General features: G+C 66.0%; 16 protein-coding genes. 8 read left to right on the forward strand and 8 right to left on the reverse strand.

All coding sequences use genetic code 11. The annotated features are described in order from the left end of the window. Window positions 1–54: 54 nt before the first annotated feature. The 4 genes from ASC78_RS06385 to ASC78_RS06400 are packed head-to-tail and all read left to right on the forward strand — an operon-like array spanning window position 55 to window position 4,287. The gene (locus ASC78_RS06385; protein ID WP_055798090.1) at window positions 55–1,440 is read left to right on the forward strand and encodes an ABC transporter substrate-binding protein; all 1,386 of its coding nucleotides are present in this window, start codon (window positions 55–57) and stop codon (window positions 1,438–1,440) included. A gap of 36 nt (window positions 1,441–1,476) precedes the next feature. After that, window positions 1,477–2,352, forward strand: coding sequence for a carbohydrate ABC transporter permease (locus ASC78_RS06390; RefSeq protein ID WP_082517452.1), 876 nt, complete (start codon window positions 1,477–1,479; stop codon window positions 2,350–2,352). Continuing rightward, the gene (locus tag ASC78_RS06395; RefSeq protein ID WP_055798093.1) at window positions 2,349–3,200 is read left to right on the forward strand and encodes a carbohydrate ABC transporter permease; all 852 of its coding nucleotides are present in this window, start codon (window positions 2,349–2,351) and stop codon (window positions 3,198–3,200) included. The genes ASC78_RS06390 and ASC78_RS06395 overlap by 4 nt, the downstream gene beginning before the upstream one ends. 19 nt (window positions 3,201–3,219) lie before the next feature. Further along, the gene (locus ASC78_RS06400; protein ID WP_055798096.1) at window positions 3,220–4,287 is read left to right on the forward strand and encodes an ABC transporter ATP-binding protein; all 1,068 of its coding nucleotides are present in this window, start codon (window positions 3,220–3,222) and stop codon (window positions 4,285–4,287) included. Window positions 4,288–4,305: 18 nt separating this feature from the next. Here ASC78_RS06400 and ASC78_RS06405 read toward each other — a convergent pair whose 3' ends face one another. Next, entirely contained in the window at window positions 4,306–5,319 is a 1,014-nt protein-coding gene (locus ASC78_RS06405) for an endonuclease/exonuclease/phosphatase family protein (RefSeq protein ID WP_055798099.1), read from the reverse strand. Window positions 5,320–5,557: 238 nt separating this feature from the next. Between ASC78_RS06405 and ASC78_RS06410 the strand changes: the two genes are divergently transcribed. Continuing rightward, window positions 5,558–5,989, forward strand: a complete 432-nt coding sequence (locus tag ASC78_RS06410) for a hypothetical protein (RefSeq protein ID WP_157634396.1) — start codon at window positions 5,558–5,560, stop codon at window positions 5,987–5,989. Between the two features lie 9 nt (window positions 5,990–5,998). Further along, a complete protein-coding gene (locus ASC78_RS06415; protein ID WP_235505008.1) occupies window positions 5,999–6,724 on the forward strand; it encodes a hypothetical protein in 726 nt (241 codons plus the stop codon). An 80-nt stretch (window positions 6,725–6,804) separates the two neighbouring features. Here the strand turns inward: ASC78_RS06415 and ASC78_RS06420 are convergent, their stop codons facing one another. Continuing rightward, a complete protein-coding gene (locus ASC78_RS06420) occupies window positions 6,805–8,634 on the reverse strand; it encodes a DEAD/DEAH box helicase (protein ID WP_055798107.1) in 1,830 nt (609 codons plus the stop codon). 288 nt (window positions 8,635–8,922) lie between these two features. Here ASC78_RS06420 and ettA point away from each other — a divergent pair, with 288 nt between their 5' ends. Further along, entirely contained in the window at window positions 8,923–10,584 is a 1,662-nt protein-coding gene (gene ettA, locus ASC78_RS06425; RefSeq protein ID WP_055798110.1) for an energy-dependent translational throttle protein EttA, read from the forward strand. Window positions 10,585–10,670: 86 nt separating this feature from the next. On the opposite strand, the gene ASC78_RS06430 is transcribed toward ettA, so the two are convergent. The 5 genes from ASC78_RS06430 to ASC78_RS06450 are packed head-to-tail and all read right to left on the reverse strand — an operon-like array spanning window position 10,671 to window position 14,803. Further along, the gene (locus ASC78_RS06430) at window positions 10,671–11,510 is read right to left on the reverse strand and encodes a hypothetical protein (protein WP_157634397.1); all 840 of its coding nucleotides are present in this window, start codon (window positions 11,508–11,510) and stop codon (window positions 10,671–10,673) included. Then, window positions 11,507–11,929, reverse strand: a complete 423-nt coding sequence (locus ASC78_RS06435) for a carboxymuconolactone decarboxylase family protein (protein ID WP_055798115.1) — start codon at window positions 11,927–11,929, stop codon at window positions 11,507–11,509. The genes ASC78_RS06430 and ASC78_RS06435 overlap by 4 nt, the downstream gene beginning before the upstream one ends. After that, window positions 11,844–12,338 carry a MerR family transcriptional regulator gene (locus tag ASC78_RS06440; protein ID WP_055798118.1) on the reverse strand — a complete coding sequence of 165 codons (495 nt, stop codon included), beginning with the start codon at window positions 12,336–12,338 and terminating at the stop codon, window positions 11,844–11,846. Before ASC78_RS06440 ends, ASC78_RS06435 begins: the two co-directional genes overlap by 86 nt. Window positions 12,339–12,372: 34 nt before the next feature. Beyond that, window positions 12,373–13,767, reverse strand: coding sequence for a TAXI family TRAP transporter solute-binding subunit (locus tag ASC78_RS06445; protein WP_055798301.1), 1,395 nt, complete (start codon window positions 13,765–13,767; stop codon window positions 12,373–12,375). A gap of 10 nt (window positions 13,768–13,777) precedes the next feature. Then, window positions 13,778–14,803: a P1 family peptidase gene (locus tag ASC78_RS06450; protein WP_055798121.1), complete on the reverse strand. Its 1,026-nt coding sequence runs from the start codon at window positions 14,801–14,803 to the stop codon at window positions 13,778–13,780. Window positions 14,804–14,843: 40 nt separating this feature from the next. Here ASC78_RS06450 and ASC78_RS06455 point away from each other — a divergent pair, with 40 nt between their 5' ends. Next, on the forward strand, window positions 14,844–16,142 hold the full coding sequence (locus tag ASC78_RS06455) for an NAD(P)/FAD-dependent oxidoreductase (RefSeq protein WP_055798124.1): 1,299 nt from the start codon (window positions 14,844–14,846) through the stop codon (window positions 16,140–16,142). 15 nt (window positions 16,143–16,157) lie between these two features. On the opposite strand, the gene ASC78_RS06460 is transcribed toward ASC78_RS06455, so the two are convergent. Continuing rightward, the gene (locus ASC78_RS06460; RefSeq protein ID WP_055798127.1) at window positions 16,158–16,625 is read right to left on the reverse strand and encodes a DUF411 domain-containing protein; all 468 of its coding nucleotides are present in this window, start codon (window positions 16,623–16,625) and stop codon (window positions 16,158–16,160) included. Between the last annotated feature and the right edge of the window lie 2 nt (window positions 16,626–16,627).

Consider the following 16,627-nt stretch of genomic DNA (forward strand, 5'->3'; position numbering starts at 1 on the left):
GGTTTTTCACCACGCTCGTGTTTCGAGCATTTCCACCGAAGAAGAGGAGACACCATGAAAGTCGTCAAATCGCTGATAGCGCCGACGCTATTTGCGCTGGGGTTGTTGGCCGCGGCAGGCCCCGCCGCCGCGCAGGAAAAGCTCACCGTCTGGTGGGTGAAGGGCTTCTACAAGGCGGAGGACGATGCGCTGTTCGCCGCCATCAAGAAGTTCGAGGACAAGAACAAGAACGTGAAGATCGAACTGTCGCAGTACCCGATCCAGGACATGATCCCCAAGACTGTGTCCGCACTCGACTCGGGCAGCCCGCCCGACGTGGCGTACGCCGACGTGTACGACTTCCAGGTCACGGGCAAGTGGGCCTACGACGGCAAGCTCGAAGACCTCAGCAGCGTGCTCGCGCCCATGAAGGACCGCTTCGCGCCCAACACGCTGGAGACCACGTACCTGCACAACGAGCAGACCAAGACCAAGGCGTACTACGCCTTCCCGATCAAGCAGCAGACGATGCACGTCGAGTACTGGCTCGACATGCTGACCGAAGCCGGCCTCAAGGAAACCGACATTCCCACCACCTGGAAGGACTACTGGACCTTCTGGTGCGAAAAGGCGCAAACCGCCAGCCGCCAGAAAAGCGGCAAGCGCACCTTCGGCATCGGCATGCCCATGGGCGTGGATTCGAGCGACTCGTTCTATTCGTTCCTGACCTTCATGGATGCGTACAACGTCAAGCTGGTGGACGACAACGGCAAGTTGCTGGTCGACGACCCGAAGGTCCGCACTGGCCTGATCGGCGCTCTGACCGACTACACCTCGCCCTACACCAAGGGCTGCACGCCGCCGTCGGCGACCAGCTGGAAAGACCCGGACAACAACGTCGCGTTCCACAACAAGACGACGTTGATGACGCACAACGCGACCATCTCCATTGCCGCCAAGTGGCTCGACGACTCGAACAACGCGACGCTCACGCCCGAGCAGCGCGAGGAAGCGCGCAAGAACTACACGGAGCGCATCCGCACGGCGGGCTTTCCGAGCAAGCCGGATGGCAGCAAGATGGTCTACCGCAGCGCGGTGAAGACCGGCGTGGTGTTCAAGGACTCCAAGAACAAGGCTCGTGCCAAGGAGTTCGTTGCCTTCCTGCTGCAGGAAGAAAACCTGACGCCGTACGTCGAGGGTTCGCTGGGCCGCTGGTTCCCGGTCACCAAGGCCGCGCAGCAGCGTGACTTCTGGAAGGCCGATCCGCATCGCCTCTCGGTCTTCAACCAGTACGCCGCCGGCACCGTGACCTTCGAGTTCACCAAGAACTACAAGTTCACCGTGCTCAACAACGAGAACGTCTGGGCCAAGGCCATGAGCCGCGTGGTCACCGACAAGGTGCCGGTGGACAAGGCGGTCGACGAGATGATCGCTCGCATCAAGACGGTCGCGGCGCAGTAAGCCGCATTCGGAAACACCTTCACCGGGCTGACTCGCATGAGCTCCACTGCCACCGCCGCGCCATCCCTGGCGCCTGTTGTTAATCTTGGGGCGCGGCACGCGCGCTGGCAGTTCTGGGGCGCGGTCATGGTCGTGCCCTACCTGCTGGTGTTCGTGGTGTTCGTGCTCTATCCGGTGGGGTACGGGCTGTGGCTCGCGCGCCATCCGCAAAGCTACGTCAAGCTGGTTGAAGACCCGATCTTCTTCCGCTCGGTGATCAACACGGCCATCTTCCTGGTCGTGGCGATCAACATCAAGATGCTCGTGGCCCTTGTGCTCTCGGGTTTCTTCGTGACATCGCGATGGTGGATCAAGATCGTCTCGGCGATCTTCATCCTGCCTTGGGCGATGCCGTCGATTCCCACCATTTTGTCGATCCGCTTCATGCTCAACCCCGAGTGGGGCGTGATCAACAGCACCATCTTCCGCCTCACCGGCGCGGATGGTCCCAATTGGCTCAACGATCCTTCGCTGGCACTGTCCTTGGCGATGGTCGTGCACATATGGAAGTCGCTGCCGTTCTGGACGCTGATCCTGGTGGCGGGGCGGCTGGCCATTCCGACCGAGCAGTATGAAGCTGCGTCCGTCGACGGCGCCTCGTCGTGGCAGAAGTTCCGCTTCGTGAGCTGGCCCGCACTGAAGACGCTCTACGTCACGTCGCTCATTCTTTCGATGATCTGGACGCTGGGCGATTTCAACAGCGTCTACCTGCTGACCGGCGGCGGACCTGCCGACCTGACGCACGTGCTCGCAACGCTGGGCATCCGTTATCTGCGGCTGGACCAGGTCGACTTGTCGATGGCATCGATCGTGGTGGCATTGCCCCTCGTGCTGCCGCTTGTCTACTTCATGATGAAAAGGCTCTCGAAATGAAGCGCTGGACCCCCAAGGCCATAGCGACCGAGGCCAAGCTGCTGCTGATCGGCATTCCAGTGCTGCTGTGGACGCTGATCCCGGTCTACCACATGGTGCTCTTCGCGATCTCGTCGAAGGACTCCGCGACCTCGGGCCACCTGTGGCCCAAGAACCCGACGCTGGACAACTTCAGCATCGTGTTCCAGCAGAAGCACTTCTATCTCGACCACTTCTGGCTGCAGTTGGGGAACTCGCTGCTGATCGCGGTTTCGGTCGGCGTGCTCACGCTGTTCGTGGCGACCACGGCCGCGTTCGCGATCAGCCGTCTGCGCGTGCGTGGCGGGCGCACGGTGATGAACCTGGCGCTCTTCACCTACTTCATTCCCGCGGCCTTTCTTGCGGTGCCGATGTACAAGACCATGGGCAACTATGGCTTGCTCAACAGCCAGTGGGCGCTGATCCTTGCCATGGTGACCATTGCATCGCCGTACTGCATCTGGGTGCTGAAGCAGGCGTCGGACAAGCTGCCCTACGAGCTCGACGAGGCTGCGCGCATGGACGGCGCCTCGCCGCTGCAACTGTTCCGCCTGGTGTACCTGCCGCTCATGGTGCCGTCGCTGGTGGCGGTGGGCACCTATTCGCTGCTGCTGGCGTGGAACGAGTACCTCTATGCCTTCTTGCTGCTGTCGAACGACAGGAGCGTGACGCTGGCGGTGGCGCTCGGCAACTTCCTCTCGGCCGACGATTCGCCGTGGGAGCTGCTGATGGCGACCGGTCTCATCTACGCATTGCCGCCCGCGGCAATCTATTACGCATTCAAGCGCTACATGGTGGGCGGGCTCACCGCCGGCGCCGTCAAGAGCTGAGCGAAACCTGGGAATAAAAATGGCTTCCGTATCCTTTCGCAATATCCAGAAATCCTTCGGCAAGGTCCAGATCATCCAAGGCCTGAGCTTCGACATCACCGACGGCGAGTTCGTCGTGCTGGTCGGCCCTTCGGGCTGCGGCAAGTCGACCTTGCTGCGCATGCTCGCTGGCCTCGAAGACATCAGCGGCGGCGAGATCATGATCGACAGCCGCGTGGTCAACGACCTCGAGTCGAAGGACCGCGACATCGCCATGGTGTTCCAGAGCTATGCGCTTTATCCGCACATGACGGTGGGCGAGAACATGGGCTTCAGCCTGCGGCTGCGCAACGCCGAGAAGTCGGTGACCGACGAGCGCGTGTCGCGCGCCGCCAAGATCCTCAACCTCGATGCACTGCTCGGACGCTATCCGCGCGAGCTGTCGGGCGGCCAGCGCCAGCGCGTGGCCATGGGGCGCGCCATCGTGCGCGACCCGAAGGTGTTCCTGTTCGACGAGCCGCTTTCCAACCTCGACGCCAAGCTGCGCGTGGCAATGCGCGCCGAGATCAAGGCGCTGCACCAGCGGCTGAAGACCACCACCGTCTACGTGACGCACGACCAGATCGAAGCCATGACCATGGCCGACCGCATCGTGGTGATGCACGACGGCATCGTCGAGCAGATCGGCACGCCGCTCGACCTGTACGACCGCCCCGACAACCTGTTCGTCGCGCAATTCATCGGCTCGCCGTCGATGAACGTGATCGAAGGCACCGTGCGGCGCTCTGGCTTGGAATGCTGGGTCGAGGCGCACGGCGCGCGCTGGCCCGTGCCAGCGGGCACCTCGGCACCCGATGGCCAGCCGGTGCACTACGGCATCCGTCCGGGCGACATCACGCTGGGCGGCGGCAGCGGCGTCAATGCGCAGGTGATCGTGGTCGAGCCCACGGGCGCCGAGACCGAACTGCTGGTGCAGGTGGGCGAAGCGAAACTGGTGCTGGCGGTGCATGGCCGTGTCGACGCGCAGCCCGATGAGACCGTGGGCCTTGCCATCGACGTCGACCGGGTGCACTTGTTCGACCGCCAGAGCGGCCGGCGCATGCCCTGAGTTTTCTCGACTTTCGGCTCAGTCCGTGCGCAGCCGGAGAAGCGCGCGCACAAAGCCGTGGTCCGAGCGCGAGCGGTCGCGCCCTTCGTGCAGGTGGTCGTTGAAGTAGTCGACCCGGCGCACGTCGCCCAGGCTGTTGCGGCTCGTCGCCACGAATTCTTCGCTCACGAAGACCTGGTCGAGCACGGCCGGAAAGCCCTGGTGGATGTGGGAGTAGGCCACGTCTTTCTTGAGCGCCGATTCGCCCTGCATCTCGTAGGCGTTGAAAAGCGCCACGTCGCGCGCGGCCTTGTCGTAGGCCACTTCGGAAGTGGCGGCCACCAGTTGCGTGGTGACGCTGTGCGGGTCGTCGTTGAAGTCGCCCATCACCACCAGCGGCGTGTTCGTACCCTGCAGCAGATCGAGCACGATGCAGCGCAGGGCGGCGGCCTCGGCGCCGCGCATGACGAGCGAGCGCAGCGACGCCATCACGCCAACCTTGCGGTCCTCGCGGTCTTCCAGTGAGTTGCCTTGCGCGTCCTGCAGAAACTTGGGCCGCTTCGACTTGAGGTGCGCCGTGAGCACGTGCACCTGCTGCCCGTGCTTCATGCGCAGCGTGACCAGAAGCGGCGGGCGCTCGAAGCGCGTGTGCGGGCCGAGGCCCGGCACCTCGACCCCGAAACCAGGTGGAAAGTCGACGAACGATTGCACGCGGTCTACCTGCAGCCGCGTGGCAATGCCGACCCGCGGCGTGCCCTGTGCGCCGTTGTGCGGCGGCGTGTTTTCGGCACCAGGCACCGCGACGAAGTCGTAGCGCAAGCCGCTGCGCGCAATGGCGGCTCTCAGCGCGTTTTCGTCCCAGACTTCCTGCACCGCGAGCACGTCGGCATTGAGCGCACGAATGCGCTCGCCGATCCAGTCGATCTTGCGCTCGTATTCGCGTTCGTCGTATGGGTCCTGGTTCTCGTAGAACACGCGATGAGGATTCGCGAGATTCAACAGGTTGCAGGTGGCGACGAAGAGGGTGGCGTAGTTGGGCGGGATGTATTGCATGGCTCGCGATTGTGTCCGGCGCTGTGCCAAGTCTGGGAGACGCCTTTGGTACTAATAGGCAAAACCACCGTGAATGCGGTTGTGTGGAGCAGTTGACAAAAACGCAATAAATGCGCCGGGTTCGCACCCTGGCAACGATTGTGTCGGGACTTGTAAAACGACAATTCGATGCTGCGGACTTTTCATCCGTGTTGGCGGGCTCTCATGTTCGCGCCAAATTTCAACGGGAGGAATAAAGATGATGATTCGATCGACCTGTGCTGTCTTGCTGGTTTGCGTTGCACTGGCCGCCTGCCAATCTGCCCCTTTGTACGAGCCCAGCCGGCGCGCGCTGGTCACAGCGCAAGAAGACGAAGAGCGCACCGCGGTCGGCCAGCCGTTGCCCGGCACCCCTTTCGCGCAGCTTCGGCCCGGCATGAGCTACGCGGAAGTCATCAAGATCGCGGGTAAGCCCAGCGCCGAAACCGTCCGGAACACAGGCAAGGCCTGGATTCCCACCTACAACGGCACAGATCGGTGGCGCCATTACCTTGCCTACAAAGGGCAGGGCGTGCTGGTCTTCGCCGGCACCGCAGGCGGAGAAATTGCCGAGATCTCGCGCACGAGGGCCTACACGCCCGACGTGCTGATCCAGATCGTGCACAACTCCGCCGACAGCGGGAAGCTCTGAAGCGACACCGTGAAACCCATCAACCGCCTCCCATCCCGCCGCGTTCTCTTAACCTTGGCCTCCACGGGCTTCCTGGTGCTCGCGGGTTGCGGCTCCAGGCCCGCTACCGTGGCGGAGCTTCCCACCGTCACCCGCGTCATGGTGATTCCCGTGGCGCCGATCAAGAAGCTTCACACCGAGAACAAGGGCATCCCGCTCGGGGTGCTGTGGCAGTCGATTGCCGATCGGGTCAAGGGCTCTGAATTCAACGAACGAATGGAGTCCGTCCGCAACGACATGGGCCCGAAGATGACGGCGGCGCTGGTCGCGCAGCTGAGTGCACAGGGTTACCAGGCGCAGGCGCTCGAAGGTGTTTCCAGGCCGGCGGCGTCGCCCGACAACATCGACTACGGACTCCTGCCGACTTCGGAGCCGGTGCTGCACGTCTACTTCAACGAAGTCGGCATGTCTTCGGCGCGCTTTTCGACCGACTATGTGCCGCGCGTGAACCTGAGCGCCTACCTGATGAGCGCCAAGGACGGGGATACCGTGTACTCCGAGACCATCTACTACGGTGCCGACGCCAGCGGCGATTCTTCAGGCAGCGTGCCGGCCAATGCGCGCGATCGCTGGGGGAGCTTTGGCGAACTGGTGGCGCAGCCGCAAGCGGTGGCCCGCAGCTATGACGACGCAGTGACCGCCCTGGCCACCCGGATCGCAAAGAACATCCGGGTGAACACGGCGCCGCCGCGCTGACGGCCCGGACAGAAAAAACAAAGGGCACCGAGGTGCCCTTGTTCGTTTGCGGGATAGTTGTGTTCTACCCGACGTTCCGCTTAGCGGCCGAAAGAACGGCCACCGCCACCACCGCCGGAGCGATTGCCACCACCACCGCCGCCGTAGCCACCGCCGCCACCCGAACGGCCACCGCCGCCCGAACGGTTGCCGCCGTAGCCGCCACCACCGCCGCCGCCCGGACGGCCGCGACCGCGGCCGCCACCCATGTGGTCAACGCTCGTGCGCAACGGATCCGGCTGGCCATCGCCGCCTGCGACTGCTTCGGCGCGCAGGTGTGCCACCTGGTTGGCTTGCGTCGGGCTGTGGCTGTTGCCGTGATGGCGCGGCTGGCGCTCGTCATGCGGCAGGTGATTCTGTTGTTGATGATGATGCTGGGGCGCATGGTGCGGCGTGCGTGCCGGGCCTTGCGGTCCGCGGCCTTGTGCCGGACGGGCACCCTGGCCACGCGGGCCCTGGCCCTGGCCTTGACCGCCACCATTGGCGTTGCGGCCTTGACCGCCACCGCCCTGGCCGCCACCGCGGCGTTGACCGCCGCCGTTGCCGCCACCACCGCCACCGGCGCGTTCGCCGCCGCCCTGGCCGGCCTTGTTCTCGCGAATGCGTTGCAGCATTTCGGTGCGGGCAGCCTTGGCGGCCGCCTGCATCACGTCGCGGCTCGGCGGACGGCCGGCGCCGCCCCAGATCGTCTGGCGGCCCATGGCGATCGGCTCGGCGCGTTCGCCGTCTTCAGGGCCGAAGCCTTCGACGAACTGCACCGGAATCGTCTGCTTCGTGAAGCGTTCGATCTCCTGCATGAAGCCTTCTTCGTCCAGGCAGACAAAGCTCACGGCCTCGCCGCTCGAACCGGCACGGCCGGTGCGGCCGATGCGGTGAACGTAGTCTTCGCTGACGTTCGGGATTTCGTAGTTCACGACGTGCGGCAGCTCATCGATGTCGATGCCGCGGGCTGCGATGTCGGTGGCCACCAGCGCGCGGATGTCGCCGCTCTTGAAGCCGGCCAGCGCTTGCGTACGCGCGCTCTGGCTCTTGTTGCCGTGCAGCGCCATCGCCTCGATGCCGTTCTTGGTCAGGAATTCGGCCACGCTGTTGGCGCCGAACTTGGTGCGCGTGAACACGAGCACCTGGCTCCATTTGTTCTCGTTGATGATGTGCGCGAGCAGCGCCTTCTTCTTGCCGCGGCCCACCGGGTGGATCACCTGGGTGATGCGCTGCACGGTGGTGTTGCGCGGCGTGACCTGGATGCTTTGCGGGTTCTTGAGCAGCGTGGCGGCCAGGTCGCGGATTTCGTCGCTGAAGGTTGCCGAGAACAGCAGGCTCTGCTTTTCCCGGGGCACCAGGGCGAGGATCTTCTTCACGTCGTGGATGAAGCCCATGTCCAGCATGCGGTCGGCTTCGTCCAGGATCAGCATCTGGACCTGGCTCAGGTCGAGCATGCCTTGCTGCTGCAGGTCGAGCAGGCGGCCGGGGGTGGCCACGAGGATGTCGACACCCTTCTTGAGCTTGCTGATCTGCGGGTTCATGCCCACGCCGCCAAAGATCACCGTGGAGTCAAGCTCCAGGTATTTGCCGTAGGTGCGGACCGACTCTTCGACCTGGGCCGCGAGTTCGCGCGTGGGCGTGAGCACCAGGGCACGAATGCCGATGCCGCCGAACTTGTTGGTGGCGCTCGCGCCCGTGCTGAGCTTGTGCAGCATCGGCAGGGTGAAGGCGGCCGTCTTGCCGGTGCCGGTCTGGGCGCCGCCGAGCAGGTCGTGCCCGTCGAGAACCGCGGGAATGGCTTGCGCCTGGATGGGGGTGGGGGTGTCGTAACCGTGCTCGTGCACAGCCTTCAAGATGGCGGGAGCCAGCTTCAGTTCGTCAAAATTCATTGGAAACAATAAGCGCCATACACGGCGCAGTGGCATCGGCCCGCTTGGCGCTTTTTGCAACGCCGAGCCAGTCAAGGCTGATGAAGGTCAGGGGTGGGAGCCGAAAAACCCGTCGTGATTGAGGGCTTTCTTCGTCCCCGGCAGAGAGCCGGTGTTGCGGGCAACTGGACCCGGCAACGGTGAGTATTGTGGCATGAGTCGATAATGCGTGGTTTGCCGCGCCCGAATATCGCTTTCGGATGCCCGCGATTTCCCCGAATCTCCGCTACCCAAGGTAACTACCCCCAGATGGCTCAATACGTCTATTCGATGAACCGCGTCAGCAAGACCGTGCCGCCCAAGCGGCAGCTCTTGAAAGACATTTCGCTCTCTTTCTTCCCCGGCGCCAAGATCGGCGTGCTCGGCCTGAACGGCTCGGGCAAGTCCACGCTGCTCAAGATCATGGCGGGTGTGGACAAGGAGTTCGAGGGCGAGGCGCTGCCCATGCCCGGGATGACGATCGGCTATCTGGAGCAGGAACCAAAGCTCAACAACGAGCACACGGTGCGCGAATCGGTCGAAGAGTCCATGGGTGCGGTGTTTGCGGCCAAGGCGCGCCTCGAAGAGGTTTACATCGCCTATGGTGCCGAAGACGCCGACTTCGACGCGCTGGCGGCCGAGCAGGCCCAGCTCGAAGCCATCATCGCCACCGCCGGCACCGATTCCGAACACCAACTGGAAATCGCCGCCGACGCACTGCGCCTTCCGCCGTGGGACGCGAAGATCGGCCTGCTGTCAGGCGGCGAAAAGCGGCGCGTGGCGCTGTGCCGCCTCTTGCTGTCCAAGCCCGACATGCTGCTGCTCGATGAGCCGACCAACCACTTGGACGCCGAATCGGTGGAGTGGCTCGAAGTGTTCCTGCAGCGCTTCACGGGCACCGTGGTGGCCATCACCCACGATCGCTACTTCCTCGACAACGCGGCCGAGTGGATCCTGGAAATGGACCGAGGTCGCGGCATTCCCTGGAAGGGCAACTACAGCACCTGGCTCGAGCAGAAGGGCGAACGCCTGGCGCAGGAGCAGAAGAGCGAAGAAGCCCACGCCAAGGCACTGAAGAAGGAACTGGAGTGGTCGCGCCAGAACCCGAAGGCGCGTCAGGCCAAGAGCAAATCCCGTCTCGCCCGCTTCGAAGAGCTGAGCGACATGGAATACCAGAAGCGCAACGAGACGCAGGAAATCTTCATTCCGGTGGCGGAGCGGCTAGGCCAGCAGGTGTTCGAGTTCCACGGCGTCAGCAAGTCCTTCGGTGACCGCATGCTGATCGACAACCTGAGCTTCACCGTGCCGCCGGGCGCGATCGTCGGCATCATCGGCCCGAACGGAGCCGGCAAGTCGACGCTCTTCAAGCTGCTCGCGGGCAAGGAGCAGCCGGACACCGGCGAAGTCGTCATCGGCTCGACGGTCAAGATGGCCTTCGTGGACCAGCACCGCGACGAACTCGCCAACAACAAGACCGTGTGGGAAGACATCTCGAACGGCCTGGACATCATCAACGTCGGCAAGTTCCAGATGGCGAGCCGTGCGTATGCGGGCCGCTTCAACTTCAACGGCGCGGACCAGCAGAAGAAAGTCGGCACGCTCTCGGGCGGCGAACGCGGCCGCCTGCACCTGGCCAAGACGCTGATCGCTGGCGGCAACGTGCTGCTGCTTGACGAACCCTCGAACGACCTTGACGTCGAAACCCTGCGCGCGCTGGAAGACGCGCTGCTCGAGTTCGCCGGCACGGTCATGGTCATCAGCCACGATCGCTGGTTCCTCGACCGCATTGCCACGCACATTCTTGCGGCCGAAGGCGACAGCCAGTGGACCTTCTTCGACGGCAACTACCAGGAGTACGAAGCCGACAAGAAGAAGCGACTTGGCGAAGAAGGCGCCAAGCCCAAGCGCATGCGCTACAAAGCCCTCAAGTAAGCCTGCACCGGTTCTTCCGGAACGCGAACGGCGCGCCGACCTTGGAGGGTGGCGCGCTTTTTTCATGGGCCGCGCAAGCCGGCTTCTCAACGCGCCTGCACCAGCCGAAAGGCCGCATTCGCCCCCCATGTGGCGACCAGCAGGTTTCCGTCGGGTGTGCGGGTGAGTCCGACCGGGCTCGAAAGGCCGTCCGCCACCACGACGCGGCCTCCTTCGCGGTCGATGCGGCTGACCGTCGTGCCGCCGTAGTCGACCACATAGGCGGCAGCACCATCCCGGTCCGCGACGATGCCGGGGCCAGGGCTGCGCAGCCCGCCGTGAATGCTTCGCGCGCGGCCGTCCTGGCCGACCAGCGAGATGCCGCCCGCGATGTTGCTGACCATCAGCTCGCCGCCCGGCAGTTCGACTGCGCCGACCGGTGTCTGCAACCCCTCCGCGGCGATTTCGATCCTGCCGTCGGGATGCGCCGCGAGGATCTGATTGGTTCGACGGTTGGCGATCAGCAACCGGCCCTTGCGGTCGAAGCTCAGGCCGGCCGGCGTTGCCAGGCCGCTCACGAACACGCTCTGCCTGCCGCCGGGCGTGAAGCGCCACACAAGGTCCTGGCTGTAGGACGCGACGAAGATGTCGCCGGAAGGGCCGATCGCCAGCCCGCTGGGGCCGCTCAAGCCCGATGCGAACACCGAGCGGGCACCGTCAGGCGCAAAGCGCAGGACGGTCCCGGCCGACCAGTTGGCGACATAGAGATGGCCCGCCGCGTCGTAGGCCATGCCGACCGGCGAGGAGAGGTCGCTGTGCACGGCGCGTTTCTCCAGCGTCCAGCCCGGCAGGGCGGGCGTTTGCGCCGAGGCGGGCGCATTCATCGCAGCCGCAAGCAGCGCCAGGCCGAGCAGCGGCATCCGGACGCGAAAACTGCGGTGCTTCATGCGGGCTCCCCCACCGGGGCCTCCGCGGCAAACACCTCGCGCGCGGCCGTCAGCCCGTTCAGCGCGGCCGGAAAGCCCGCGTACACCGCCATCTGCATGATGACTTCGACCACCTCGGCACGCGTGACTCCAACGTTGAGCGCGCCCTGGATATGCACCTTGAGCTGCGGCGCGGCATTGCCCATGGCTGTGAGCGCGGCCACCACCGCGATCTCGCGTGAGCGCAGGTCGAGGCCGGGGCGCGAGTAGATGTCGCCGAACGGAAACTCGATCAAGAGGCGGGCGAAATCCGGCGCGATGCTGGCCAGGCTTTCGACGACCTTGATGCCGCCTTCACCGTCGATTTGCTGGAGCTTGGCCAGCCCGCGTTCGTAGCGCAGGTTGTCTTTGCCGTTCTGGCTTGCGTGTGCGTTCGTCATCGCTCGTCTTCCTTTCCGGGGCAGTGCCCGGTGACGAGGGACGCTTCTTGTCGATGGCTCGGTAATGCGCGATCTTCAGCGACAGCGCCTGCATGGATTGCTGCAGCGCCGCCACCTTGGCCTGGACCTCGGCAAGATGCTGTTCGAGCATCTCGCGCCGCTCCCCGACACTGGCGTCCCCCTGGCTTCGAAGCCTGGCGAAGGCCTGCATACCCTGGATGGGCATGCCGGTCTCGCGCAGGCGCAACAGGAAGGCCAGCCAGTCCATGTCGGCGCTTGCATAGCGGCGCTGGCCGCCCGGTGCACGCGGCACTGCGGCGATCAGGCCGATGCGCTCGTAGTAGCGCAGCGTGTGGGCCGTGAGGCCGGTGCGCTGCGCGACTTCCGCAATGGTCAAGCTGGTTTCCATGGCGGGAATTCTCGAAGTTGGAGCGCGCTCGAAGTCAAGCGCTTTCCGCGGCTTCCTTCGGCAGCGGCGTTCGGGGCGCGAAGTCGCCCGGTTCCGGCCAGCGCATCTGCACGCGCTTTTGCACCGTGTGGATGTTGTTGCGCAGCGCATAGAGCTCGTCGGCGTACGACAGCGGAACGGCCACCTTGTTCACCACGCGGTCCAACTCGTCGAGTTCGTCGAGCAGCTCCTTGCGCTCGCCTTGCCGCGCATCCACCTTGGATTCGATATCGCGCAGCCGCGCATACCAGCGGAACACGCGCCGCCGCACGCGGAACTGGTAGAGCGGCGGCACCACGCGGCTCAGCGGCAGCATCAGTACCAGCAAACCGCCCAGCACCAGCCACATGCGCTCGATCAGGTTGCTGGCCCAGAACGGCAGGTAGCGCTGCCAGAAGGGCGGCGTGCCGTTGATGGCACGATCGCCCTCGGGGCTTACGGGCAGTTCGCTGGTGCGCGTGTTGGGAAAGTCGCGCGCGCGGTTGAACCAGCCGGCATCGCTGTGCATGCCTTGCGCGGCCTGCGCAAAAAGCTGCCGCAGTGCCGGGTGCGTTTCGTCGCGCGAGAGCAGCGAGGTTGTGGCCGCGAGCAGGGATACGTCGGAAGGCGGCAGGTCTCTCGACAGGTCGACCACGCCGCGCGGCAGCGTGACCGCCGAGAGGAACGGAAAGCGCCGGGTATAAGCATCGGCCTGGCCGAAGTCCATGAGCTTGATGTCGGGCGCGCGCAGCAGGCGTTGCACCTGCGGCGACTGCGGCGCGGAGGACAGCACGATGGCGTCGAGCAGGCCGGCCTGCAGCGCTTCGGCGGCGGCCGCCTGTTCAAGGTTGGAAAGCTGCAGCGCGTCGGGGTCCAGGTGATTGGCTTTGAAGAGCCGCTCCATGATCTCGGGCAGGCCGCTGCCCGCGAGATCGACATTCACGCGCAAGCCGCGCAGTTGCGCGAGCGATGTCAGCGTGCTCGTCTTGCGGTCGATCTTCTGTGCGCTATCCGCTCGGTAGAAGAGCCAGATCGGCTCGTAGAACAGGCTGCCGAGGGAAGTGAGACCGGCTTCCTCGTCGGCCACCGGATCGGCGCTGCCGCCGCGCACAAAGCCCACGTCGGCGCCGCCGCTGCGAAGCAGTTCCAAATTCTCGGACGATCCCGTGGTGGCCTTGAGCTCCACCTCGATGCCGCTGCTCTTGAGCAGTTCGGCATAGCGCTTGCCGAACTGCGAGTAGGCGCTGCCTGTGGGCCCGGTGGCCAGGGTCACATGCCCGGGTGGCTGCGGCTGCAGCCACCAGTAGGCGGCAATCAGCAGGCCGATCACGAGGAACACGATCGGGCCGGCCGATGCGATCAGGTCGCGGATCGAGAGCAGGATCAGCTTCAGCGTCTTGGGCATGGCCATGGGAATCAATTCAAATTTTGGTAGTGGCGAGGTCGGCTGCGCACGGCACGTGCATTTCGCCCACGGTGACAGAACGCGCGGCCAGCACCGCGCGCAAGGTGGCGCGCGCCACCGCCTCCGCGGCCATGGTGCCGAGCACGGTCATGCCGGGGGCATTGCCCTCGAGCGGCACGCGGCCGGTGGCCAGCGCAAAGAGCGTGTCGCCGTCGCTCATCGTGTGCACCGGGTTGATGGCGCGCGCGAGACCGTCGTGCGCCACGCTGGCGAGGCGGTTGGCCTGCACCTTCGTCAGCACCGCATCGGTCGCGATCACGCCCAGCGTGGTGTTGGTGCCCGCAAGCAGCGGCTTGGGCTGCTCGCCGCGCAGCAGGGCGCGGCGCGTGTCGAGCAGTGCCAGGCCGTCTTCAGTGCGCGCGCCGGCCACCGGCTGCGCGGTGTCGGGGTCGATCACGTCGCCGAGCGAATTGACCGCGATCAGCGCGCCCACCGTCACGCCGCCCACGGTGACCGAAGCCGTGCCGATGCCGCCCTTCATCGCGCGATGCACGCCGAAGAGCTTGCCCACAAGTGCGCCGCTGCCGGCGCCCACGTTGCCTTCGGCCGGGGGGGCGCTGCTGGCCGCCTCGCAGGCTGCATAGCCGGATGCGGCGTCGGGACGGACGCGCGCGTCGCCCATGGGCAGGTCGAACAGCACGGCGGCCGGCACGATGGGCAAGATGCCGAAGCGCACGTCCATGCCGATGTTCCGCTCCTCGAGCCAGCGCATCGCGCCCTCGGCCGCGGCCAGGCCCCAGGCGCTGCCGCCCGCCAGCATGATCCCGTGCACCTGCTGCACCAGGTTGCCGGGCGAGAGCAGGTCGGTTTCGCGCGTGCCGGGCGCGGCGCCGCGCACGTCGACGCCCGCAACAGCGCCTTCGCGCGCGAGGATCACGGTGCAGCCGGTGGGCCGGCGCGTGTCGGAAAAATGACCTACCTCGATGCCGGCGACATCGGTGATGGCGCCTGAAGGCGAAAGATCGGAAGAGGGAACGGACATGGCGGCCGATTATGGGACCGCCCCTCTACGATAGGCGCCCATGACAGTTGCAAGAAGTTTCTCCGCAGGCGGCGCCGGGCGCCACGCGGTCGTGATCGGCGCGGGTGCCGTGGGAAGTGCGACGGCCATCGAGGCCTTGCGCGCCGGCCTGCGCGTGACGGTGGTGGAACCCGGCGAGCCGGGCGGCCCGCAAGCCACGAGCTATGGCAATGCGGGCTGGTTGTCATCGCATTCCGTGGTGCCGCCCGCGTTGCCCGGTGCGTGGCGCAAGGTGCCCGGCTGGCTGGCCGATCCGCTGGGGCCCCTCGCGCTGCGCTGGCGCTACCTGCCGCGGGCCCTGCCCTGGCTGCTGCGCTACCTGGCCTCGGGCTGGACCGAGGCGCGGGTGCAGCGCACGGCCGACGCACTGCGCACCCTGCTTGCCGACGCACCGGCGCTGCATGCCAGGCTCGCCGCCGAGGCCGGTGTGCCGCAGCTCATCGAGCAGCGCGGGCTGCTGCATGCATACCGTTCGCGCGAAGAGTTCGAGGGCGACGCGCTCGGCTGGCGCGTGCGCCAGCGCACCGGCGTGCGGTGGGAAGAATGGCCGGAGCCGGAACTGCGGCAGCGCGAACCCGATCTCGACGCGCGCTACACGCTCGGCATCTTCGTGCCCGAGGCCGGCCACTGCCGCAACCCTGGGGCCTACGTGGCCGCGCTGGCGCAGCATGCGATGGAGGCCGGTGCACAGCGCGTGGCGGCGCGCGCCACGGGCTTTCGTATCGAAGGCGGGCGGCTGCGTGCAGTGCAAACGGAGGCCGGCGAGATCGCCTGCGATGCCGCGGCTATCTGCGCGGGCGCGCGCTCGGGCCCTCTCGCCGCGGCGGCCGGCTCCCCGGTGCCACTCGAATCGGAGCGCGGCTACCACGTGGTGGTCGAAGGCGCTGCCGTGGGTCCGCACACGCCGACCATGGTGGCCGACGGCAAGCTCATCGCGCACTGGATGGACGGCGGCCTGCGTGCGGCCGGGCAGGTCGAGATCGGCGGGCTCGAGGCCGCGCCCGACTGGCGCCGCGCCGAGATCCTGCATCGCCACCTGCAATCGATGTTTCCAGGCCTGGCCGATCAGCCGGTGGCGTCGGTCGCGGTGAAGCACTGGCTCGGCCACCGCCCCAGTCTGCCCGATGGGCTGCCTTGCATCGGCACCGCCGCGGCCAGCCCGGACGTCGTGCTCGCCTTCGGGCATGGACACGTGGGCCTCTGCGGCTCCGCGCGCACCGGCAGGCTGGCGGCGCAGTTGCTGGCGGGCGCCACGCCCGAGACGGCGCTGGCTCCGTTTGATCCTGTCCGCTTTAGCTGACCGGGCCGTACCGGTTCAGCGGTAGCTCTGGTAGACGCGGGTGCCGCCGTCGGTCAGTACCAGCAGAACGTCGTAGGGATCGCGCTGGTTTCCGTAGACCGCGCCGTCCATGCCCGGCGAGCCGACCGGCATGCCCGGCACGGCAAGGCCGATGGCTTTCGGCTTCTCACGCAGCAGCCGGTGCACCTCGCGTGCGGGCACGTGCCCTTCGAGCGCGTAGCCGCCCACCAGGCCGGTGTGGCACGAGCCCAGTTTGTTGGACACACCGAGCCGTGCGCGCGCGGCGGTGTTGCCGTCATCGTGCACGCGGGTTGCGAAGCCGTTCACATTGAGGTGCTTCACCCAATCCTGGCAGCACCCGCAGTTCGGGTCCTTCCAGATCTCGACCATCGGCGCCGCGGCCAACGCGGCGAGCGGCCATGCCGCGGTGGAGGCGAGCGCCAGCACCGGGCCGGCGCGCAGAAGAAGTGTGCGTCTTTGCATGT

The sequence above is a fragment of the Variovorax sp. Root318D1 genome, from assembly GCF_001424835.1.
Classification (GTDB): Bacteria; Pseudomonadota; Gammaproteobacteria; order Burkholderiales; family Burkholderiaceae_C; genus Variovorax.